This window comes from Amycolatopsis thermalba (genome assembly GCF_023376025.1).
GTDB classification, from domain to species: domain Bacteria; phylum Actinomycetota; class Actinomycetes; order Mycobacteriales; family Pseudonocardiaceae; genus Amycolatopsis_E; species Amycolatopsis_E thermalba.
On the sequence record NZ_CP091196.1, the window covers coordinates 1,676,769 to 1,698,379 of the forward strand.

Here is a 21,611-nt window from a genome sequence, read left to right on the forward strand (position 1 = left end):
GGGTGGGCTTGGTGTCTCGGTCACCTGGATCTGTGGAATGTGCGGGTCCGGGGGGGGGTGTCCCTATGTGATTGTCAAGCCGCGGCGGGGGCGGGGTCGGGGTGGCGGTAGTGGGTGCCGTTGCGGAGCATGGCGTAGAGGACGTCGCAGCGGCGTCGGGCGAGGCAGATGAGGGCGGCGTTGTGTTTCTTGCCTTCGTCGCGTTTGCGCTGGTAGTAGGCCCTGCTGGTGGGGTCGTGCAGGGCGGCGAAGGCGGCGAGGAGAAGGCGCGTTTGAGTTTGCGGTTGCCGTTGCGGGTGGGGTGTTCGCCTTTGATGCTGGTGCCGGAGCTGCGGGTGACGGGGGCGATGCCGGCGTAGGCGGCCAGATGCGCCGAGGACTTGAAGGCGGAGGCGTCGCCGACCTCGAGCAGGATGCGGGCGGCGGTCCTGACCCCGATGCCGGGCATCGAGGTCAGGACCCCGGCAAGAGGGTGAGCATCAAGTATGTCCTCCACCTCGGTGGCGACCTGGTTGCGTTGCTGAAGCACGGTTTTCAGGCTGTCGGCGAGTCGGGGCAGGACGGTGTCGGCTGCGGCCGTTCCCGGGACGGTGACGGTCTGCTCGCCCAACGCGGTCCAGATGTCGGCGACGAGTTTCTCGCCCAGGCGGGGCGCGTGAGTCGCTGCGATGGCGGTGACCTTGCGGCGTCCGGCTTTGCGGATGCCTGTCGGGCCGCCGCAGCGGGACAGGATCTCCAGCACCGCTGGGTGCGTGATGCGGGGACCCAGGACACGTTCCAGCGTGGGATGGATGCCGGTGAGCAGGCCGCGGATCCGGTTGCCCAGCCGGGTGGCCTCACCGGCCAGATCGTCGTCGAACCCGACCAGGACCTCCAGCTCGGCCAGGGCCTCGTCACCGGTGTCGACCGGGCGCAGCGTGTGGGGCAGGCTGCGGGCGGCGTCGGCGATGATGAACGCGTCCCGGGCGTCGGTCTTGGCATTGCCCGGGTAGAGATCGGCAATACGCCGCATCGCCAGACCGGGCAGGTAGGCCACCTGATGCCCGCAGGCGCGGGCGACCGCGACCGGCAGTGCCCCGATCGTGGCTGGTTGATCGACGACGACCAGCAGCGGCCCGTGAACGGCGAGCTTGTCGAACAACGCCCGCAGCTTGGGTTCGGTGTTGGGCAGCGGCCCATCGTGCAGCCGTTTCCCGGTGGGGTCCAGAGCGACGGCGTGATGGTCGCCCTTGCCGACATCCAGGCCGAGGAACACGCCATAACTGCTGGTCATGCACAGTGTCTTTCATCCGTCGCGGGTGGTCGCCGGTCAGGGCATCGATGGCCGGCACCCACGCCTGCGACGAGACCTACCCCAAGGGTGGCCGTGTCCCTATTCAGCGGTCCCCCGATGCCACCAGGCCCGGCGACACCACCCCCCGGATCATGACCTCGACTGGGGGCATCAGTCATACCGAACCTGGCGACCACAGCTCCTTGATCAGGAACCACGAAAAAGGTAACGGGGGGCTTCGTCGCGTTGTCTTGGAGGGCGAATCCCGAGGTCCCGGCAGGGGGTGGGCGGCCTGCTTGTGCTCGGTGGCCCGGGTGGCCCGGGTGGCCTGGGTGGCCTGTCGCGTGTGGACTGGGGGGCCGGGGTTGGCGGGGGTGTGGGGTGTGTATAGTGGGTCTTACAGCGCGGGGTGGAGCAGCTCGGTAGCTCGCTGGGCTCATAACCCAGAGGTCGCAGGTTCAAATCCTGTCCCCGCTACCAGCAGGAAGAGGCCCGGTTCATCTGAACCGGGCCTCTTTCGTGCGCTTGGGGCACCCCCGATTGGGCCGGACGGGGGAAGGTAATGACCTTTGTGGACATTGACGGTGACCACTGTGGACAGATCGGCGGAAAAGTGGCACCTTGTAGGGGTGTCTGAACTCAATGCAACAGCAGCGGCATTGCTCGGCCTGCTCCAGGACGGCCCGGCCACCGGGGGGCAGCTGGTTGCGGCGGCGGAGGAGCGGTTCGGGACGTTCTTCAGCGTCACCCGCAGCCAGGTCTACCGCGAGCTGCCCGCCCTCGCCAAGGAGGGGCTCGTCCGGCTCGGCAAGCAAGGACCGCGCTCCAGCCAGCAGTACGTGATCACCGCCGCCGGCAAGAAGGCCTTCAAGGCCTGGCTGACCTCCGACGCCGGCCCCGACCACCTCCGCAGCCCCCTGATCCTGCGCCTCGTGCACGCCGGGCTGCTCACGCCCAAGCAGCGTGCCGCCCTCATCGAGACGGCGCGGGCCACCTACCAGGAGGAACTCGACGAGGCCAAGGCCGCGGTCAAGGCCGCCGCCGACCCCCTCACCAAGGCGACCGCCGAATACCACCAGACGTGCGTCCGCGGCGCGCTGAAGCTGGTCGACGTGGTCAACGGGCTCTGACCGGCCACGAGGGACGAAGCGGCCGGTTCCCGTAACCGGCCGCGCCCCGTGCCGTAACCTTGAAGGTTGTGAGTGGTGACTTCGCAGCCGACCTGAAGGACCTCGCCGGCAAACTGGCGCAGGTCGAGTCCGTCATGGACCTCGACGCCCTGCGCGCCCAGGTGGCTGACCTGGAAGAGCAGGCGTCCAACCCCAACCTGTGGGACGACCCGGAGGCCGCGCAGAAGGTCACCAGCCAGCTGTCCCACCGGCAGGCCGAGCTGCGCCGGGTCACCGAACTGCGCCAGCGGCTCGACGACCTCGAGGTGCTCCACGAACTCGCCGAAGCCGAGGGCGACAACGCCAGCAAGGCCGAGGCCGAAGGCGACCTGACCCGCCTCGCCAAGGAAGTGGACGCCCTCGAGGTCCGCACCCTGCTCTCCGGCGAGTACGACGACCGCAACGCGGTGGTCACCATCCGCGCGGAAGCCGGCGGCGTCGACGCGGCCGACTGGGCCGAGATGCTCCTGCGCATGTACCTGCGCTGGGCCGAGCGCCACGGCTACCCGACCGACGTCTACGACATCTCCTACGCCGAAGAGGCCGGCATCAAGTCGGCCACCTTCAAGGTCGCGGCCCCCTACATCTACGGCACCCTCTCCGTCGAGCAGGGCACCCACCGGCTCGTCCGGATCTCGCCGTTCGACAACCAGGGCCGCCGCCAGACGTCGTTCGCCCACGTCGAGGTGCTGCCCGAGGTCGAGGAGGTCGACCACGTCGAGATCCCGGAGAAGGACATCCGGGTCGACGTGTTCCGCTCCTCCGGCCCCGGCGGGCAGAGCGTCAACACCACCGACTCCGCGGTGCGTATCACCCACCTGCCCACCGGCATCGTCGTCTCGTGCCAGAACGAGAAGTCGCAGCTGCAGAACAAGGCCGCCGCGCTCAAGGTCCTCCAGGCCAAACTCCTCCTCAAGAAGAAGGAGGAGGAGCGCGCCGAGCTCGACGCCCTCAAGGACTCCGGCAGCAGCTGGGGCAACCAGATGCGCAACTACGTTCTGCACCCGTACCAGATGGTCAAGGACCTGCGCACCGAACACGAGGTGGGTAACCCCAGCTCCGTGCTCGACGGGGAGATCGACGACTTCCTCGAGGCCGGTATCCGCTGGCGCAAGCAAGGCACTTCTGCCTGATCAGCGGCGCGGAGCGCCTCCTTGTGCGGGTGGGGCGGGCGACGGGTGGGAGTAACCGCTGAGACCTACGCAATAGGCCAACCCGGGCTTGACGACGCGCGTGGGTAGTATGGCCCACCGTGATTCGGCTCGACAGTGTCTCCAAGGTCTACAAGACGTCGACGCGTCCCGCACTCGAGAACGTGTCGGTCGACGTGGACAAGGGCGAGTTCGTCTTCCTGATCGGGCCCTCCGGGTCCGGCAAGTCGACGTTCCTGCGCCTGCTGCTGCGCGAGGAGGTCCCCACCAAGGGCCGGGTCTTCGTGTCCAACTTCGACGTCGCCAAGATGGCCCGCCGCCGGATCCCCCGCCTGCGGCAGACCATCGGCTGCGTCTTCCAGGACTTCCGGCTGCTCGGCAACAAGACCGTCGCGGAGAACGTCGCGTTCGCGCTCGAGGTCATCGGCAAGCCGAAGCACACCATCAAGAAGGTGGTGCCGGAGGTCCTCGAGCTGGTCGGGCTGGAAGGGAAGGCCGACCGGATGCCGCACGAACTGTCCGGTGGTGAGCAGCAGCGGGTGGCGATCGCCCGCGCGTTCGTCAACCGGCCGCTCGTGCTGCTGGCCGACGAGCCCACCGGGAACCTCGACCCCGACACCAGCCAGGACATCATGCTGCTGCTGGAGCGGATCAACCGCACCGGCACCACCGTCCTGATGGCCACCCACGACCACTCCATCGTGGACTCCATGCGGCGCCGGGTCGTCGAGCTGCAGCTCGGCAAGGTGATCCGCGACGACGCCCGGGGCGTGTACGGCGTCGGCCGATAGTCACCCCGAACCCCGCCAGCCCCCGACCTGAGGAACCAGCTCCCCGATGCGTGCCAGTTTCGTGTTCAGCGAGGTCTTCACCGGCCTGCGCCGCAACATCACGATGACCATCGCGATGATCATCACCACGGCCATCTCGCTCGGCATGCTCGGCGGCGGGTTGCTGATCGTGCGGACCATCGACAAGATGCAGGTCAACTACATGGCCGACGTCGAGGTCTCGCTGTATCTCACGCAGGACGTCAGCGCCAACGACAAGACCTGCGCCCAGGACCCGTGCCGCGGACTGCTGGCCGACCTGAACAGCAACCCGGCCGTCGAGTCCGTCGTGTTCGAAAACCGCGACGAGGCCTACGAGCGGTTCAAGAAGCTCTTCCAGGACAACCCCATCCTGGTCCAGTCGGCCCGCCCCGAGGCGCTGCCGGCGTCGCTGCAGGTCAAGCTGAAGGACCCGAGCCGCAGCGACGTCATCACCCAGGAGTACGGCACCCGCCCGGGCGTGTCCCGAGTCGACGACCAGAAGCAGTTCCTCGACCGCTTCTTCGGCGTCCTCGGCGGCGTCCGCGACGGCACGTTCGTCATCGCCCTCATCCAGGCGCTCGCCGCGCTGCTGCTGATCTCCAACACCGTGCAGATCTCGGCGTTCACCCGGCGCACCGAGGTCGGCATCATGCGGCTCGTCGGCGCCACCCGCTGGTACACGCAGCTGCCGTTCCTCCTGGAAGCGGTGGTCACCGGCGTCATCGGCTGGGCGATCGCGGTGGGCGGCCTGATCGCGGCGAAGTTCGCGTTCATCGACCGCATCCTGTCCGTCACCGGCGGGATCATCCCGAACATCCAGGTGCTGGACGTGATCGTGGTGGCGCCGTGGCTGCTGCTGGCGTCGATCATCATCTCGGCCACCACCGGGTACCTGACGCTGCGGCTCTACGTGCGGCATTAACGCCGTGCTCCAGCCGGGACGTGTGGGATAACCTGGACCTATGCCCAAGGAACGAGGCTCCAAGGTGATCGCGTCGAACCGCCGCGCGCGGCACGACTACGCGGTGCTGGACACCTATGAGGCCGGAATCGCGCTGGTGGGCACCGAGGTGAAGAGCCTGCGCGCGGGCCGCGCCTCGCTGGTCGACGCGTTCGCCACCGTCGACGACGGTGAGGTGTGGCTGCGCAACGTCCACATCCCCGAGTACGAGCACGGCACGTGGACCAACCACGAGTCGCGGCGCAAGCGGAAGCTGCTGCTGCACAAGGGCGAGATCGAGAAGCTGATCGGCAAGACCAAGGAGGGCGGGCTCTCGCTCGTCCCGCTGTCGATGTACTTCAAGGACGGCAAGGTCAAGGTCGAGCTGGCGCTGGCCAAGGGCAAGAAGGCCTACGACAAGCGCCAGGACCTGGCCAAGCGGGACGCCCAGCGCGAGATGACCCGCGCCATGGGGCGGGCGCTGAAGGGCCGCCGCTAGGTGGGGCCGGAGCGCGACGAGGACATCCGCGACTGGGTGCGCGGCCTGGGCTTGGACGGCCTCGTCGACCTGCACCTGCACTTCCTGCCCGAGCGGATGCTGGTCAAGGTCTGGGCCTACTTCGACCGCATCGGTGAGCGCACCGGCTACGACTGGCCCATCCAGTACCGGGTGACCGAGGACGAGCGGGTCGCGCTGCTCGAGTCGTTCGGGGTGCTGCGGTACGCGCCGCTGGCCTACCCGCACAAGCCCGGCATGGCCGAGTGGCTCAACGGCTGGCTGCGTGAGTTCGCCGAGCGCGTCCCGGCCGCGGTGCCCACCGCGACGCTCTACCCGGAACCGTCGGCCGCCACCTACGTCGCCGAGGCGCTGCAGGCCGGCGCCCGCTGCTTCAAGGCGCACGTCCAGGTCGGCGCCTACGACCCGCGGGACGAGCTGCTCGACCCGGCGTGGGGAGCGCTCGCCGACGCCGGCGTGCCGGTCGTCGTCCACGCCGGACACGGGCCCGAACCCGGCCCGCACACCGGGCTCGACGTGTTCGGCGAGGTGCTGGCCCGGCATCCGCGGCTGACCGCGGTGCTCGCGCACGCCGGGATGCCCGAGTACGACGAGGCGCTCGCGCTCGTCGAGCGGTACCCGCGCGTCCACCTGGACACCACGATGGTCGGCGTCCCGTTCACCGAGAAGCTGATGCCGCTGCCGCCGGACTGGACCAGCCGGCTGGCGGACATCGCCGACCGGATCGTGCTCGGCACCGACTTCCCGAACATCCCCTACTCCTACGCCACGCAACTGCGGGCGGTCGCCGGCTGGGCTGCCGACGACCGCCTCGGGGACGACTTCCTGCGGGCCGTCCTGCACGACACCCCGGCGAAGCTGCTCAACGTCTGACCGCGACCCGCACCGGTTTCGACGCCAGCACCAAGGCGGCCAGCACCAGCGCGACCCAGGGCATCGGACCGGAGAGCGTCCCGCTGCCCAGCGGGGTGGTGAACCCCTTCGCGGCCAGGCCGAGCAGTCCGGCCGAGCCGAGCACGGCGGCCGCGGCGAGCTGTCCGGCCGGGACGGCACCGGCCGGGCTGGGCCGGGTTTCGAAGCGGCCGAACGCCTTCAGCAGGCCGGCCAGCACGACGGCGGCGGCGCCGACCCACAGCGGGGCGACGGCGAACCAGTCCGCGCTGCCGGGTTCCGGTGTCGCGTAACCGAACCCGAGCACCGCGATGCCCGCGACGACGACCAGCGCCGGCATGTGCCACAGGTACAGGCTCATGAACCGCGGCCCGCTCCAGCGCAGCACGGCGGCGACGGCGGGGCGCTGCGCCAGGGTGGCCAGCGTCGGCTTGAGCGCGAGCCAGAACCCGACCTGCCCCACGGCGAGGCTCATCAGCACCGCGGTGGGCGGGCTCATGTTGGACACCGGCGCGCCCGGCATGCCGATCATGCTCGCCGGGTACGGGCCGAACGCGACGGCCAGCGCGGTCACCCCGAACCCGGCCACGGCCAGCCCGGCCGCCCCGCGACGGCTCACCGTGCCCAGACGCCCCTCGGCGTAGGAGAAACCGAGCTGGTGCACCGCGAGCCAGACGAACACCGCGTTGGCGTAGCCGAGCGGGCCGAACACCTCGAACCGTCCGAAGTCGACGATCAGCGCGAGCCCGGTCAGCACCAGCGGCACGCCCAGGCCCCAGCGCCGGTGCGCGGCCAGCATGAGCGGCGTCGCGGCGACGGTGATCAGGTAGACGGCGAGGAACCACAGCAACTGCCCGGCGATCGCGCCCGCGATCTGCACCGGTTGCTCCGGCGCGCCCAGGTCGCGCAGCAGGTCCGGGGCGAGCAGCCACACCGCGAACAGCGGCAGCACCGGGATCAGCAGGCGCTTGAGGCGCGTGGACAGCCAATCGCGGGTCGACGCGGCGCGGCGCATCGACATCAGGTTGGCCGCGCCACCGGCGAAGAACACCATCGGCATGACCTGGGACAGCCAGGTCAGGGCCCACCAGCCGGGGGTGGCCAGCGCGTTGCCGGTCGCGAGGTGGCCGTCGTCGTAGCTGAGCACGGGCATCAGCCAGTGCTGCCCGATGACGGCGAGGATCGCGGTCGCGCGGACCACGTCGAGGAAGGTGTCGCGGGCTCCCGCCGGGGCCGGCCGCATGCTTGTTCGCATGCGTTCAGCCTGGTCGGAACGGGTGTCCGGCACAGCGGGGCAGACCGCCGTCTTGGGGCGGGGGACAGGTGCAGGACCGTGGTGGGGTGTGCCCTACCTACAGCTCGCGAGCCTCGTCGACCTCGGAGGCGGGCAGGCCGCAGAGCCGGTACTCCCAGCCGGCCTCCGGCGTGAAACCGAGCTGGTAGAAGGTCTCGATCTTGGGGCCCTCGTGCAGGTGGACGTGCCGCATGACCGTGCCGCTCACCGGGTCGTCGAGCGTCTGGACCCGGCCGTCGAGGGGGCCGCCGAAGAACCGGACGTTCTCTTCGGTCATGGCGCCCTCCTCGTGCGGGAAAATGTCGACGTCCGCCCATGGTAGGTGAGCGGCGGACCGGGCGCCGCCGTCAGAACGGGTGAGGAGCGATTCACCACACCGGGCGCACGGTGACCCTCCGATGTCGGGCCGCCTCGGCGGCGAACGCCGACAAGCCTTGGTGCACCCGGGCGAAATCCCCGTCGCCGATCAGGTTCGCCCACCGCGCCTCGGCCTCCTTGGACAGCGCCACCACCCGGTCGACGCACTGCCAGCCGCGCGGCGTGAGGACGACCAGCCTGCTGCGGCGATCGGTGGGGTGCGGACGGCGTTCCACGTAGCCGCGGGTGGCCAGCTCGTCGACGAGCTGCACGGCGGCCTGTTTGGTGATGCCGAGGTGCTCGCCGAGCTCGACGGCCGTGGCGGCGCGGTGGGACAGGAAGTGGAACGCGAAGCCGTGCGCGGGACGGATGTCGCCGAATCCCTCCTCGGCGAGGCGTTCGTGGATCTCGTCCATCAGCGCGCGGAAGGTCAGCGCGAGCAGGCCCGGCATGTCGCCAGCGGTCATGGTCAAGCTCCTTGACTAGATGGTCAAGCTCCTTTACCTTATTACTGGTAAAGCTGCTTGACTACTTGGAGGTAGACATGCCCGTCGCGACATTGGCGGAAGCACCGCGGTTCGAACGTGGCGGCGCGGTGTTCCGGCCGCTCGCCGTGCCCAGTCGCGGATCCGCCGAGCTCGCCGTGTGGCTGCTGGAACTCGCGCCGGGGACGACCGGCGAGGAGCACTCGGTGAGCCGTGAGGAGGTGTTCGTGCTCCAGTCGGGCGTGCTCGAACTCTCCCTCGGCGGTGAGGTGCACCCGCTCGCCCCAGGAGACGCCATGATCGTCCCGCCGGACACCCTGTTCCGGCTGGACAACCCGGGCACGGAACCGGCGCAGGCGACGGTGTGCACGTCGATCGGGATGGTCGGCGCCGTGGGCGGCACCACGATCGTGCCGCCCTGGACCCGCTAGGGGCGGCCGAGGTAGGTGAGGACCGCGCGGACCCGGCGGTGCTCCTCGGCGCTGGCCTCCAGCCCGAGCTTGGCGAAGATGTTGCCGATGTGCTTCTCGACCGCGCCGTGCGAGACGACCAGCGTCGCGGCGATCGCCGAGTTGGACAGGCCCTGCGCCATCAGCCCGAGCACCTCGGACTCCCGCGCGGTCAGCGCGTCCAGCGGGTTCTTCCGTCCCCGGGCCATGACCTGCGCGATCACCTCCGGATCGATGGCCGTGCCGCCCCGGGCGACCCGGCGGACCGCGTCGAGGAAGTCGGCCACGTCGGCCACGCGTTCCTTCAGCAGGTAGCCGACGCCGCCGGCCCCGCCGGACAGCAGTTCGACCGCGTAGCTCTCCTCGACGTACTGCGACAGCACCAGGACCGGCAGGCCCGGCACCGCCTCGCGGGCGGCCAGCGCGGCCCGCAGGCCCTCGTCGGTGAACGTCGGCGGCATCCGGACGTCCACGATCGCCAGGTCCGGCTTGTGTTCGGTGACGGCCCCGACGAGCGCGTCGCCGGTGTCCACCGCGGCGACCGTGTCGATGCCCTCGTCGGCGAGCAACCGCTCGACCCCGGCCCGCAGCAGGACCGCGTCCTCGGCGATCACCACACGCATTCCGCCAACCCCCAGTTCGTGAGCGAATTCGCCCTATTCACTCACGAACCGGGTCACCAGGTACACGGCAGGTCGGCACGGACCACCGTCGGCCCGCCCTGGGGACTCACCACCGTCATCACACCGTCGATCGTCGCGGCCCGGTCGGCCAGCCCGGCCAGCCCGCCGCCGGGCCGAACCTCGGCCCCGCCGTGCCCGTTGTCGGTGATCTCGATGATCACCTTGTCGTCCGTGCGCCAGGCCTTGACCTGCGCTTCCGTCGCGCCGGAGTGCTTGGCGACGTTCGTCAGGGTTTCGCCGACGATGAAGTACGCGGTGGTCTCCACGGCGGCCGGCGGGCGCGGTTCGATGTCGACCGTCACCTCCACCGGGATCGGCGTCTTCGCGGCCAGCGCGGACAGCGCCGCGTCCAGGCCGCGGTCGCCGAGCACCGCCGGGTAGATGCCGCGCGCCAGGTCCCGCAGCTCCGACACCGCGAGCTTGGCGTCGGTGTGCGCCTCCTCGATCAGCGCGCGGACGGCCTCCGGTTCCCGGTCCAGCTTGTTCTTGGCGCGGCCCAGGTTCATGGCCACCGCCACCAGCCGCTGCTGGGCGCCGTCGTGCAGGTCCCGCTCGATGCGGCGGCGCTCGGCCTCGGCGGCGTCCACCCCGCGCGCCCGCGACGCCTGCAACTGCTGTGCCTTGACGCGCAGCCGTTCGGCGCGGTTCGGGCCGAGCAGGGCGACCGCCAGCGAACCGTGCACCCAGCCGATCCACGGCGCGACCCAGATCGCCATCGGCACCAGCACGATCGACGCGAGGCCGATAACGAACTCCACGACGCTCAGCGGGAACGCGACCAGCAGGTAGGCGAGGTCCCGCCACGTCGTGCCGTCGACCAGGCGCATCCGCCACCGCCGCAGCACCCCGCCCTCGACCGGCGCGCGGTCGGCGGGCGGCAGGGGAGTGCCGAGCATCTTGCGCACCCAGCGGCGCTCCAGGTTGCCGAACCCGCGCACCATGCTCGTGGTCAGCAGCAGGATGGGGATGCCGACCCAGATCACCGTCGTCGCGATCCCGACCAGACCGAGCACCACGACCAGCACGAACTGGACCAGGCGCAGCGCGAAGGAAGAGATCATGTAGACGATCGACTTCGCGGCCCCCGGGCGCGGCTGCTCGATCGGCCCGTGTTCACCGGCCACGGGGCTCATCATGCCACCGTGTTCGGCTGGTCGGTGGCGGATTCGGCGAGCCGGCGGGCGCGCGGGCCGGGGCCGAGCATGGCGCGGGCGAACAACGCGTGGGCGGTGCCCAGCGCCCGGGTCACGCTGATCGCGACGGCAACCACTCCCAGCCCGAGAGCGGCCCACGGCAGCGCGTCGACCGGCGAGTCGACCACGATCCACCGCGCGTCACCCGAGGGGAAGAAGTACGCGCCCCCGGGCAGGTACTGGCAGTAGAACGGCAGCGCCGTCGCGGCCAGCCCGACCGACCAGAAGACGACCATGATCGTGAACTCGGCGATCCCGAGCGGCAGCAGCAGGACCAGGTAGAGGGCGTCCCGCCAGGTCGCGCCGTCGGTCAGCCGCGCACGCCAGCGGGCCCGGAGGCCGAACTCCGGCAGCAGCTTGTACGGGGTCACGACGTAGGTGCCGAGCATCCGGTGCACCCGGGCGCGCTCGAACCGCCCGGCCGCGCGGGCGATCAGCACCGCGAGGCCGAGGACGGGCAGGCCCACCCACACGATCGCGGTGCCCAGGCCCGCGGTGAACAGCGTCACCATCAGGGCGAACCCGGCGACGCCCAGCGGCAGGTTGCTCAGCAGGTACCCGAGCGCGCCGAGCACCGGCGGGCGCGGGCGAGTGCCGTCCAGCGCGGAATACGTCGGCCCCATGATCCGTTCCTCTCTCAGCAGCACGGAACCAGCATCGCGAGATTTCCGCTGGTGGACCATGGGGCGCGCGGGCGTCGCCGGGGTAGGGACAACCCCACCCGGTGCGGAACAAACCCGGTTGCCGCGGGCGTTATGCTGGTAACGGAACACCATCAAGGGGGTGAACGGTTTCGACTCTGGACGTTGAGTCAAGGGAAGCGTGCCGGTGCAGGCGAGAGACCACCGTTAAGCGTCGTCGTAACCAAATAAGCGCCAAGACTAATAGTCAGCGCGACTTCGCCCTCGCTGCCTGAGCGAGTGCGAGTCTGTCGGCCCGGGAGCGCCTCCGTCCCGGTAGCCGGCATCAGCTAGGAGGCTCACCTTCCGGACCTGGCCGCGGGGACCGGAAGGGAAACCCACAGCGGCTGGGCCCGTCACACCGGCTTGTTCGCGTGACCGGTGGGGCCGAGTAGAGGCAGAGCGAACTGCGCACGGAGAAGCCTAGGCAAGGCGCCAGAGGACCCGGGTTCAATTCCCGGCACCTCCACTCGACCGAAGGCCGGGACCTGCACGCGAAGAGCGTTCGCGGGTCCCGGCCTTCGTCGTTTTTTGGGGTGGCCCCTCTTCACGGGGGGGTGTCCCTATGTGATTGTCAAGCCGCGGCGGGGGCGGGGTCGGGGTGGCGGTAGTGGGTGCCGTTGCGGAGCATGGCGTAGAGGACGTCGCAGCGGCGTCGGGCGAGGCAGATGAGGGCGGCGTTGTGTTTCTTGCCTTCGTCGCGTTTGCGCTGGTAGTAGGCCCTGCTGGTGGGGTCGTGCAGGGCGGCGAAGGCGGCGAGGAAGAAGGCGCGTTTGAGTTTGCGGTTGCCGTTGCGGGTGGGGTGTTCGCCTTTGATGCTGGTGCCGGAGCTGCGGGTGACGGGGGCGATGCCGGCGTAGGCGGCCAGATGCGCCGAGGACTTGAAGGCGGAGGCGTCGCCGACCTCGAGCAGGATGCGGGCGGCGGTCCTGACCCCGATGCCGGGCATCGAGGTCAGGACCCCGGCAAGAGGGTGAGCATCAAGTATGTCCTCCACCTCGGTGGCGACCTGGTTGCGTTGCTGAAGCACGGTTTTCAGGCTGTCGGCGAGTCGGGGCAGGACGGTGTCGGCTGCGGCCGTTCCCGGGACGGTGACGGTCTGCTCGCCCAACGCGGTCCAGATGTCGGCGACGAGTTTCTCGCCCAGGCGGGGCGCGTGAGTCGCTGCGATGGCGGTGACCTTGCGGCGTCCGGCTTTGCGGATGCCTGTCGGGCCGCCGCAGCGGGACAGGATCTCCAGCACCGCTGGGTGCGTGATGCGGGGACCCAGGACACGTTCCAGCGTGGGATGGATGCCGGTGAGCAGGCCGCGGATCCGGTTGCCCAGCCGGGTGGCCTCACCGGCCAGATCGTCGTCGAACCCGACCAGGACCTCCAGCTCGGCCAGGGCCTCGTCACCGGTGTCGACCGGGCGCAGCGTGTGGGGCAGGCTGCGGGCGGCGTCGGCGATGATGAACGCGTCCCGGGCGTCGGTCTTGGCATTGCCCGGGTAGAGATCGGCAATACGCCGCATCGCCAGACCGGGCAGGTAGGCCACCTGATGCCCGCAGGCGCGGGCGACCGCGACCGGCAGTGCCCCGATCGTGGCTGGTTGATCGACGACGACCAGCAGCGGCCCGTGAACGGCGAGCTTGTCGAACAACGCCCGCAGCTTGGGTTCGGTGTTGGGCAGCGGCCCATCGTGCAGCCGTTTCCCGGTGGGGTCCAGAGCGACGGCGTGATGGTCGCCCTTGCCGACATCCAGGCCGAGGAACACGCCATAACTGCTGGTCATGCACAGTGTCTTTCATCCGTCGCGGGTGGTCGCCGGTCAGGGCATCGATGGCCGGCACCCACGCCTGCGACGAGACCTACCCCAAGGGTGGCCGTGTCCCTATTCAGCGGTCCCCCGATGCCACCAGGCCCGGCGACACCACCCCCCGGATCATGACCTCGACTGGGGGCATCAGTCATACCGAACCTGGCGACCACAGCTCCTTGATCAGGAACCACGAAAAAGGTAACGGGGCGGGCCTTTCTCGTGGGCGGCCTCCGGGTCCGCCACGGGGGCTTCGCCTCCTCACCCCCATCCTCTGGTTGTCCGGTCCCACGCTTCACGCCCCTGGCGACGTGGGGGTTCTGCCGCCGACCTGCCTGGTCAGCGCCGCCGCAGTCGCGCCGACGTCGCGGGCCAACGTTGGCCAGGTCTCCGTGCAGCCGGACGCGCACACGTGCCGGAATGTCACCGCCACTGACGCCAGCGGGCGGCCGTTGTGGTCGAAAACCGCGTGGGCCACCGAGGCGAAATCGCGCGTCACCTGGCCGTCCTCGACCGCCCAGCCGCGCGCTCGGACCTCGGCCAGGGCGCGGCGTAGCTCGGGCAGTGTCGAGGGGCCCCGGCCCGTTCGGGTGACGAACGCCGCCGCCTGCGGGTAGAGCGCCCGGACATGGGCGTGCGGCAGGTGAGCCAGCAACGCCTGCCCGCTCGCCGGCAGGTGCGCGGGCAGACGCACCCCCACCTCGGTCACCAGCGTTTCCGGCGCCGACGGACGCTCCTTCACCAGGTACAGCAACTCGTTCCCGTGCAGCACCCCCAGCTGGGCGGTGTGCCCCACCCGGTCCGCCAGCTTCCGCAACAACGGCGCCGCCAGCCGCTCCAGCGGGTCGTGCCGCAGGTACGCCGAACCCAGCTCGAACGCCGCGATCCCCAGCCCGTACCGGCGCTCGGCCGCCAGGTGCACCACGAAACCCGCCGCCTCCAGCTCCGCCAGCAGGTGGTACGTCGTCGAGCGCGGCAGGTCGAGCTCGCGCGCGATCGCCGCCGCCGAGATCGGCCCCGGCCGCGTCGCCAGGACCCGCAGCACCGCCAGACCGCGGCGCAGAGCGGGCACATCCGTCATGTGTCTGGGATACCAGACACAACCACTCCTCGGGGACCTCCGGCCGGCCCCGCGGCGGAGTGCAATGAGCCCATGAGCACAGTGCGGTTGGACTCGGGGCCACTTGCCCGGCAGCAGGTCGTCGCGGTCGCGCGGCACAACGCGTCGGTCGAGCTGAGCGACGAGGTCCGCAAGACCCTCGGCGAGACCCGCCGCCACATCGACGCGCTCGCCGACGCCGACCAGCCGACCTACGGCATCTCCACCGGCTTCGGCGCCCTCGCCATCCGGCACATCCCCGCCGACCGCCGCACCGCCCTGCAACGCTCGCTCATCCGCTCCCACGCCGCAGGCACCGGCCCCGCCGTCGAGCCGGAGGTCGTGCGCGCCCTGATGCTGCTGCGGCTGCGCACCCTCGCCTCCGGGCACACCGGTATCCGCCCGGCGACCGCCGAAGCGCTGGCGGCGATGCTCAACGCCGGCATTGTCCCGGTCGTCCACGAGTACGGCTCGCTCGGCTGCTCGGGTGACCTCGCGCCGCTCGCGGCCGTCGCGCTCGCGCTGATGGGGGAGGGCGAAGTGCTCGACGGCCGGTCCGCCGCGCAGGCCCTCGCCGAGGCCGGCATCGAACCCGTGACCCTCGCGGAGAAGGAGGGCCTGGCTCTCACCAACGGCACCGACGGGATGCTCGGCATGCTCGTCCTCGCCCTGGACGACCTGAACCGGCTGCTCGACACCGCCGACCTCACGGCCGCGATGAGCGTCGAAGCCCTGCTCGGCACCGACCGGGCCTTCGCCGCCGACCTCCAGGCGCTGCGCCCGCACCCCGGGCAGGCGGTCTCCGCGCGCCGGATGTTCGCCGCGCTCGCCGACTCGGAGATCGTCGCCAGCCATCGCGGGCCCGAGTGCACGCGCGTGCAGGACGCGTACTCGCTGCGGTGCGCACCGCAGGTGCACGGCGCCGCCCGGGACACCGTCGCCCACGCCGAACTGGTCGCCGACCGCGAACTCGCCGCGGCCATCGACAACCCGGTCGTGCTCGCCGACGGCCGCGTCGAGTCGAACGGCAACTTCCACGGCGCGCCGCTGGCCTACGTGCTGGACTTCCTGGCCATCCCGCTCGCCGACGTCGCGAGCATCGCCGAACGCCGCACCGACCGGATGCTCGACGTGTCCCGTTCGCACGGGCTGCCTGCCTTCCTCGCCGACGACCCCGGCGTCGACTCCGGGCACATGATCGCCCAGTACACGCAGGCCGCGATCGTCAGCGAGCTGAAGCGGCTGGCGGTGCCGGCCTCGGTCGACTCGATCCCCAGCAGCGCCATGCAGGAGGACCACGTCTCGATGGGCTGGTCCGCGGCGCGGAAGCTCCGCCGCGCGGTCGACGGGCTGACCTCGGTGCTGGCGATCGAGCTGCTGACCGCCGCCCGCGCGCTGGACTTCCGCGCGCCACTGCGACCCGCGCCGGTCACGGCCGCGGTCCGCGACCTGGTCCGGGAACACGTCGCCGCGCCGGGACCGGACCGCCACCTCGCGCCGGAGATCGCGGCCGCCGAGGAACTCGTCCGTTCGGGAGCCGTCCTGACCGCACTGGAGGAAGCATGAGCCGCACCGTCCGGGCCGCCCGCGGAACCACGCTGACGGCGAAGAACTGGCAGACCGAAGCCGCGTTGCGGATGCTGCACAACAACCTCGATCCCGACGTCGCCGAGCGCCCGCAGGACCTCGTCGTCTACGGCGGCACCGGCAAGGCCGCCCGCGACTGGGCGAGCTTCGACGCGATCACCCGCTGCCTCACCGGGCTGGAGCAGGACGAGACCCTGCTGGTGCAGTCCGGCAAGCCGGTGGGCGTGTTCCGCACGCACGAGTGGGCGCCCCGGGTGCTGATCGCGAACTCCAACCTCGTGGGGGACTGGGCGACCTGGCCCGAGTTCCGGCGGCTGGAGAAGCTCGGCCTGACGATGTACGGGCAGATGACCGCCGGCTCCTGGATCTACATCGGCACGCAGGGCATCCTGCAGGGCACCTACGAGACGTTCGCCGCCGTGGCGGAGAAACGGTTCCGCGGCACGCTGCGCGGGACGCTCACGGTGACCGCCGGGCTGGGCGGCATGGGTGGCGCCCAACCGCTGGCGATCACCATGAACGGTGGTACCGCACTCGTCGTCGAATGCGACGCCGCACGCGCCCGCCGCCGCCTGGAGACCCGCTACCTCGACGAGCTCGCGTCCGATGTGGACTCCGCGATCCGCCGGGTCACCGAGGCGAAGAAGGCCGGCGAGGCCGTGTCGGTCGGCGTGATCGGCAACGCCGCCGAGGTGCTGCCGGAGCTGCTGCGCCGCGGGCTCGAGGCGGACATCGTCACCGACCAGACCTCCGCGCACGACCCGCTCGCGTACCTGCCGATCGGCGTCGGTGTCGACGACTGGCACGACTACGCCGCCGCGAAGCCGGACGAGTTCACCGACCGCTCGCGCGAGTCGATGGCCGAGCACGTGGGCGCGATGCTCGGTTACCTGGACGCCGGTGCGGAAGTGTTCGACTATGGCAACTCCTTACGTGGTGAGGCGAAGCTCGGCGGCTGCGAGCGGGCGTTCGACTACCCGGGTTTCGTGCCCGCCTACATCCGCCCGCTGTTCTGCGAGGGCAAGGGCCCGTTCCGCTGGGCCGCGCTCTCCGGCGACCCGGCCGACATCGCCGCGACCGACCGTGCCGTCCTCGACCTGTTCGGGGACAACGAAACCCTCACCCGGTGGATCCGGATGGCCGGTGATCGCGTGGCGTACCAGGGACTTCCGGCACGCATCTGCTGGCTCGGCTACGGCGAGCGGCACCTCGCCGGGCTGCGGTTCAACGAGATGGTCGCCAGCGGCGAGCTGAGCGCCCCCGTGGTGATCGGCCGCGACCACCTGGACGCGGGCAGCGTCGCCTCCCCGTACCGCGAGACCGAGGCGATGGCCGACGGTTCGGACGCCATCGCCGACTGGCCACTGCTCAACGCGCTGGTCAACACGGCCTCCGGCGCGAGCTGGGTGTCGCTGCACCACGGCGGAGGCGTGGGCATGGGCCGGTCGATCCACGCGGGACAGGTGTGCGTCGCGGACGGCACACCGCTGGCCGCGCAGAAGATCGAGCGGGTGCTGACCAACGACCCGGGCATGGGTGTGATCCGGCACGTGGACGCCGGGTACGAGCGCGCCGCCGAGGTGGCGCGGGACCGTAGCGTGCGGGTGCCCATGCAGGAGGAGGCGTGAGCCTGCTCGACGATCTCGCCGACGTCGGCCGCGCGCCCGGCGGCGGATATGCCCGCCACGGGTTCGACCACGCCGAGGCCGAGATGCGCGACTGGTTCCGGGAGCAGGCCGGGCGGCGCGGGCTGGACGTGGAGACCGACCGCAACGGGAACCTGTGTGCGTGGTGGGGCGCGCCGGGCCCGGACGCGCTGGTGACCGGCAGCCACCTCGACTCGGTGCCCGGTGGCGGGGCGTTCGACGGTCCGCTCGGCGTGGCCAGCGCACTGGAAGCGGTGTCCCGGTTGCAGGACCGGAAATTCCGCCCGGCGCGGCCGTTCGCGGTGGTCGTCTTCGCCGAGGAGGAGGGCGGCCGGTTCGGCGTGCCGTGCCTGGGTTCGCGGCTGCTGACCGGGGCGCTCGACCCCGACCGGGCGCGGGCCCTGCGGGACCCGGACGGGATGACGCTCGCCGAAGCCGCCGGCCGTGCCGGGGTGGATCCCCGGCACTTCGGCCGTGACGACGCCGGACTGGAGCGCATCGGGACGTTCGTCGAGCTGCACGTCGAGCAGGGGCGGGCGCTGGACGTGCCGGTGGGCGTCGGCAGCACGGTGCTGGAGCACGGGCGGTGGCGGTTCTCGTTCACCGGACAAGGGAACCACGCGGGTACGACAGTTTTGCGCGATCGCCGCGACCCGATGTTGCCCGCCGCGGAGGTCGTGCTCGCCGCCCGGCGGATCGCATCCACAATGGACGCTCATGCCACCGTCGGCAGACTCGTACCGCGACCAGGGGGAACCAACGTCATCCCGTCCACAGTGGATCTCTGGCTGGACGCGCGGGGAAACAGCCGCGACGTGGTCGCCGAGCTGGCCGAGGCGGCCGAGCGGGCCGCGGCGGCGGAGGGCTGCACGGTCACCGTCACCGAGGAGTCCTACGGCGACACCGTGACGTTCGATCCCGCGCTGCGCGACCGGCTGACCGGTCTGCTGAACGCGCCCGAGCTGCCCACCGGCGCTGGACACGACGCCGCGATCCTCGCCGCCCACGTGCCCACCGCGATGCTCTACGTGCGCAACCCGACCGGGATCAGCCACGCGCCGGACGAGTTCGCCGAGGACGCCGACGTCGAGGAGGGCGTGGTCGCGCTCGCCCGGGTCCTGGAGACATTGTCGACATGACGATCTTGTGGGCTGAGCACGCGTGGTTGCCGGACGGAGTCGTGTCCGGGGTGCGGATCGCGGTGTCCGACGGCGTGTTCACCGAGGTCAGCACCGGCGCACCACGCGAGGGAACCGTGCTGCCCGGGCTCGTGCTGCCGGGCTTCGCCAACGGGCACTCGCACGCCTTCCACCGGGCGCTCCGCGGCCGCACGCACCACGACCGCGGCACGTTCTGGACCTGGCGCGAGCGGATGTACACGCTGGCCGAGCGGCTCGACCCGGACTCCTACTACCGGCTCGCGCGGGGCGTCTACGCCGAAATGGTGCTCGCCGGGTACACGGCCGTCGGCGAGTTCCACTACCTCCACCACGCGCCGGGCGGGCGGCCCTACACCGACCCGAACGCGATGGGTCACGCCCTGATCCAGGCCGCCGAAGACGCGGGCATCCGGCTCACCCTGCTCGACACCTGCTACCTGGCCGGCGGTTTCGGCCGCGACCTGGCCGGCGTGCAGCTGCGGTTCGGTGACGGCGACGTGGACCGCTGGGCCGAGCGGGTGGACGCGCTGAAACCGGGATCGGCGCTGGTCGGCGCGGCCGTGCACTCCGTGCGTGCCGTGCCCGCCGACCAGCTGCCGTTCTTCGCGGACTGGGACGGCCCCCTGCACGTGCACCTGTCGGAACAGCGGGCGGAGAACGACGACTGCCTGGCGCACCACGGATGCACCCCGGCCGAACTGCTGGACCGAGCCGGCGTCCTCGGCCCGCGCACCGTCGCCGTGCACGGCACGCACCTCACGGACACCGACCTCGGCCTGTTGTCCCAGGTCTGCTTCTGCCCCACCACCGAACGCGACCTCGGCGACGGCATCGGCGAGGCACGACGGCTGGCGGACGCGGGCGTGGACCTGTCCCTGGGCAGCGACAGCCAGGCCGTGGTCGACCCGTTCGAGGAACTGCGGGCGCTCGAACTGCACGAACGGCTCGCGGCGGAGGAGCGGGGATGCTTCGGCGTCGCCGAGCTGGTGGCCGCGGCCACGCGCCACTCGGCACTCGGACGCGACGGGGGCCGGCTGGCGGTGGGCGGGCCCGCCGACCTGGTCGCGGTCGCGCTGGACTCCGTGCGCACGGCCGGAACCGAGCCGTCGGGCGCGGTGTTCGCCGCCTCGGCCGCCGACGTGACCGACGTCCTGATCGGCGGCCGGTGGATCGTGCGCGACCGCACGCACCAGCTGATCGACCGCCCGGCGGCGGTGCTGGCGGAGGAGGTGGAGGCGCTGTGGCGGTCCTGATCACCGGCATCGGCGAGCTGACCACGAACGACGAGGAACTGGGCACGCTCACCGACGCCGCGATCGTGTTCGACGGTCCCACGATCGCCTGGGCCGGTCCCGCCGCGGCCGCGCCCGACGCGGACGAGCGGGTGGACGTCGAGGGCCGCGCCGCGCTGCCGGGCTGGGTCGACAGCCACACGCACCTGGTGTTCGCCGGCGACCGCACCGCCGAGTTCGAGGCCCGGATGGCTGGTCAGGCGTACTCCGCGGGCGGTATCGCGGTCACGGTGGAGGCGACCCGCGCGGCCACCGACGCCGAGCTGACCGCCAACCTGCGCCGGCACGTGACCGAAGCCGCACGCCAGGGCACGACCTGCCTGGAGACCAAGACCGGCTACGGGCTGACCGTGGCCGACGAGGCCCGCTCCGCCCGCATCGCCGCCGCGGTTGCCGACGAGGTCACCTTCCTCGGCGCCCACCTGGTGCCGCCCGGCGCCGACCCGGAGTCCTATGTGGATCTCGTCTGCGGTGCGATGCTCGACACGGTGGCTGACTCGGTGCGCTGGGCCGACGTGTTCTGCGAGACCGGCGCGTTCGACGAGGCCCAGTCGGAGCGGGTCCTGCGCGCCGCGGCGCAGCGGGGCCTCGGCCTGCGGGTGCACGGCAACCAGCTCGGGCCCGGCCCCGGGGTGCGGCTCGCGGTGCGGCTGGGTGCCGCCAGCGTCGACCACTGCTCCCACTTGACCGAACCGGACATCGAGGCGCTCGCTTCGTCGAACACCGTGGCGACCCTGCTGCCGGCCTGCGACCTGTCGACCCGTCAGCCGCTCGCGCCCGCCCGGCGGCTGCTCGACGCGGGGGCGACGGTGGCGTTGGCCACCAACGCCAACCCGGGCAGCTCGTACACGACGTCGATGAGTTTCTGCGTGGCGACGGCGGTGCTGCAGATGGGCATGTCGGTCGAGGAGGCGGTGCGCGCGGCGACCCTCGGTGGCGCGCGGGCCCTGCGCCGGACCGATGTCGGCGTGCTCCGGCCGGGCGCGCGAGCCGATCTGCACGTACTGAACGCCCCATCCCGGACACACCTCGCATATCGCCCGGGAGTGCCGCTGACGTGGCGGGTGTGGCGCCGTGGAACGCTTGTGGGGTAAGGCAAATCACGTTCACCAGGAGTTCATCGGCCGAGCGGAGT

Annotated in this window: 20 protein-coding genes, 1 tRNA gene, 1 other RNA gene and 1 pseudogene; 14 read left to right on the forward strand and 9 right to left on the reverse strand. The window is 71.2% G+C overall.

Annotated features, from left to right (window positions below; genetic code table 11):
• Positions 1-74: 74 nt before the first annotated feature.
• Positions 75-1,273: pseudogene (locus tag L1857_RS08175) on the reverse strand (IS110 family RNA-guided transposase).
• Positions 1,274-1,676: 403 nt separating this feature from the next.
• On the opposite strand from L1857_RS08175, the gene L1857_RS08180 reads away from it, so the two are divergent.
• The 7 genes from L1857_RS08180 to L1857_RS08210 all read left to right on the forward strand — a co-directional run bounded on the left by L1857_RS08180 (position 1,677) and on the right by L1857_RS08210 (position 6,735).
• Positions 1,677-1,753, forward strand: a tRNA-Met gene (locus L1857_RS08180).
• Between the two features lie 149 nt (positions 1,754-1,902).
• A complete protein-coding gene (locus L1857_RS08185) occupies positions 1,903-2,403 on the forward strand; it encodes a PadR family transcriptional regulator (protein WP_116115340.1) in 501 nt (166 codons plus the stop codon).
• A gap of 68 nt (positions 2,404-2,471) precedes the next feature.
• Entirely contained in the window at positions 2,472-3,575 is a 1,104-nt protein-coding gene (gene prfB / locus L1857_RS08190; RefSeq protein ID WP_094006718.1) for a peptide chain release factor 2, read from the forward strand.
• 119 nt (positions 3,576-3,694) lie between these two features.
• A complete protein-coding gene (gene ftsE, locus L1857_RS08195) occupies positions 3,695-4,384 on the forward strand; it encodes a cell division ATP-binding protein FtsE (RefSeq protein ID WP_094006717.1) in 690 nt (229 codons plus the stop codon).
• 46 nt (positions 4,385-4,430) lie between these two features.
• Positions 4,431-5,327 carry a permease-like cell division protein FtsX gene (ftsX, locus tag L1857_RS08200; protein WP_094006716.1) on the forward strand — a complete coding sequence of 299 codons (897 nt, stop codon included), beginning with the start codon at positions 4,431-4,433 and terminating at the stop codon, positions 5,325-5,327.
• Between the two features lie 40 nt (positions 5,328-5,367).
• Positions 5,368-5,844, forward strand: coding sequence for an SsrA-binding protein SmpB (gene smpB / locus L1857_RS08205; RefSeq protein WP_094006715.1), 477 nt, complete (start codon positions 5,368-5,370; stop codon positions 5,842-5,844).
• Positions 5,845-6,735 (forward strand): amidohydrolase family protein, encoded by an 891-nt coding sequence (locus L1857_RS08210; RefSeq protein WP_094006714.1) that lies wholly within the window; start codon positions 5,845-5,847, stop codon positions 6,733-6,735.
• Here the strand turns inward: L1857_RS08210 and L1857_RS08215 are convergent.
• The 3 genes from L1857_RS08215 to L1857_RS08225 all read right to left on the reverse strand — a co-directional run bounded on the left by L1857_RS08215 (position 6,725) and on the right by L1857_RS08225 (position 8,871).
• The gene (locus L1857_RS08215) at positions 6,725-8,008 is read right to left on the reverse strand and encodes an acyltransferase family protein (RefSeq protein ID WP_116115342.1); all 1,284 of its coding nucleotides are present in this window, start codon (positions 8,006-8,008) and stop codon (positions 6,725-6,727) included. The genes L1857_RS08210 and L1857_RS08215 overlap by 11 nt on opposite strands.
• 97 nt (positions 8,009-8,105) lie before the next feature.
• A complete protein-coding gene (locus tag L1857_RS08220) occupies positions 8,106-8,324 on the reverse strand; it encodes a hypothetical protein (protein WP_094006712.1) in 219 nt (72 codons plus the stop codon).
• A gap of 91 nt (positions 8,325-8,415) precedes the next feature.
• Entirely contained in the window at positions 8,416-8,871 is a 456-nt protein-coding gene (locus L1857_RS08225; protein WP_094006711.1) for a MarR family winged helix-turn-helix transcriptional regulator, read from the reverse strand.
• Positions 8,872-8,948: 77 nt separating this feature from the next.
• On the opposite strand from L1857_RS08225, the gene L1857_RS08230 reads away from it, so the two are divergent.
• Positions 8,949-9,320: a cupin domain-containing protein gene (locus L1857_RS08230; protein ID WP_094006710.1), complete on the forward strand. Its 372-nt coding sequence runs from the start codon at positions 8,949-8,951 to the stop codon at positions 9,318-9,320.
• Here the strand turns inward: L1857_RS08230 and L1857_RS08235 are convergent.
• From L1857_RS08235 to L1857_RS08245, 3 genes are read right to left on the reverse strand one after another with little or no spacing between them, the layout of a single operon-like run.
• Positions 9,317-9,961, reverse strand: coding sequence for a response regulator transcription factor (locus L1857_RS08235; protein WP_094006709.1), 645 nt, complete (start codon positions 9,959-9,961; stop codon positions 9,317-9,319). The two genes, L1857_RS08230 and L1857_RS08235, sit on opposite strands and share 4 nt — an antisense overlap.
• A gap of 53 nt (positions 9,962-10,014) precedes the next feature.
• A complete protein-coding gene (locus tag L1857_RS08240) occupies positions 10,015-11,154 on the reverse strand; it encodes a sensor histidine kinase (protein WP_116115346.1) in 1,140 nt (379 codons plus the stop codon).
• Positions 11,154-11,837 (reverse strand): sensor domain-containing protein, encoded by a 684-nt coding sequence (locus L1857_RS08245; protein WP_116115348.1) that lies wholly within the window; start codon positions 11,835-11,837, stop codon positions 11,154-11,156. The genes L1857_RS08240 and L1857_RS08245 overlap by 1 nt, the downstream gene beginning before the upstream one ends.
• 156 nt (positions 11,838-11,993) lie before the next feature.
• On the opposite strand from L1857_RS08245, the gene ssrA reads away from it, so the two are divergent.
• Positions 11,994-12,366: a transfer-messenger RNA gene (ssrA, locus tag L1857_RS08250) on the forward strand.
• Positions 12,367-12,468: 102 nt separating this feature from the next.
• On the opposite strand, the gene L1857_RS08255 is transcribed toward ssrA, so the two are convergent.
• The gene (locus tag L1857_RS08255) at positions 12,469-13,668 is read right to left on the reverse strand and encodes an IS110 family RNA-guided transposase (protein ID WP_116113634.1); all 1,200 of its coding nucleotides are present in this window, start codon (positions 13,666-13,668) and stop codon (positions 12,469-12,471) included.
• A gap of 319 nt (positions 13,669-13,987) precedes the next feature.
• Entirely contained in the window at positions 13,988-14,773 is a 786-nt protein-coding gene (locus L1857_RS08260) for an IclR family transcriptional regulator (RefSeq protein WP_094006706.1), read from the reverse strand.
• A 72-nt stretch (positions 14,774-14,845) separates the two neighbouring features.
• Here L1857_RS08260 and hutH point away from each other — a divergent pair, with 72 nt between their 5' ends.
• From hutH to hutI, 5 genes are read left to right on the forward strand one after another with little or no spacing between them, the layout of a single operon-like run.
• Positions 14,846-16,357 carry a histidine ammonia-lyase gene (gene hutH, locus L1857_RS08265; protein ID WP_094006705.1) on the forward strand — a complete coding sequence of 504 codons (1,512 nt, stop codon included), beginning with the start codon at positions 14,846-14,848 and terminating at the stop codon, positions 16,355-16,357.
• Complete coding sequence (hutU, locus tag L1857_RS08270) at positions 16,354-18,006, forward strand: urocanate hydratase (protein WP_249464770.1); 1,653 nt, start codon at positions 16,354-16,356, stop codon at positions 18,004-18,006. The genes hutH and hutU overlap by 4 nt, the downstream gene beginning before the upstream one ends.
• Positions 18,003-19,163, forward strand: coding sequence for an allantoate amidohydrolase (locus L1857_RS08275; RefSeq protein ID WP_249464772.1), 1,161 nt, complete (start codon positions 18,003-18,005; stop codon positions 19,161-19,163). Before hutU ends, L1857_RS08275 begins: the two co-directional genes overlap by 4 nt.
• A complete protein-coding gene (locus L1857_RS08280) occupies positions 19,160-20,437 on the forward strand; it encodes a formimidoylglutamate deiminase (protein ID WP_249464774.1) in 1,278 nt (425 codons plus the stop codon). Before L1857_RS08275 ends, L1857_RS08280 begins: the two co-directional genes overlap by 4 nt.
• Positions 20,425-21,570, forward strand: coding sequence for an imidazolonepropionase (gene hutI, locus L1857_RS08285; RefSeq protein WP_249464777.1), 1,146 nt, complete (start codon positions 20,425-20,427; stop codon positions 21,568-21,570). Before L1857_RS08280 ends, hutI begins: the two co-directional genes overlap by 13 nt.
• The last annotated feature ends 41 nt before the right edge of the window (positions 21,571-21,611 follow it).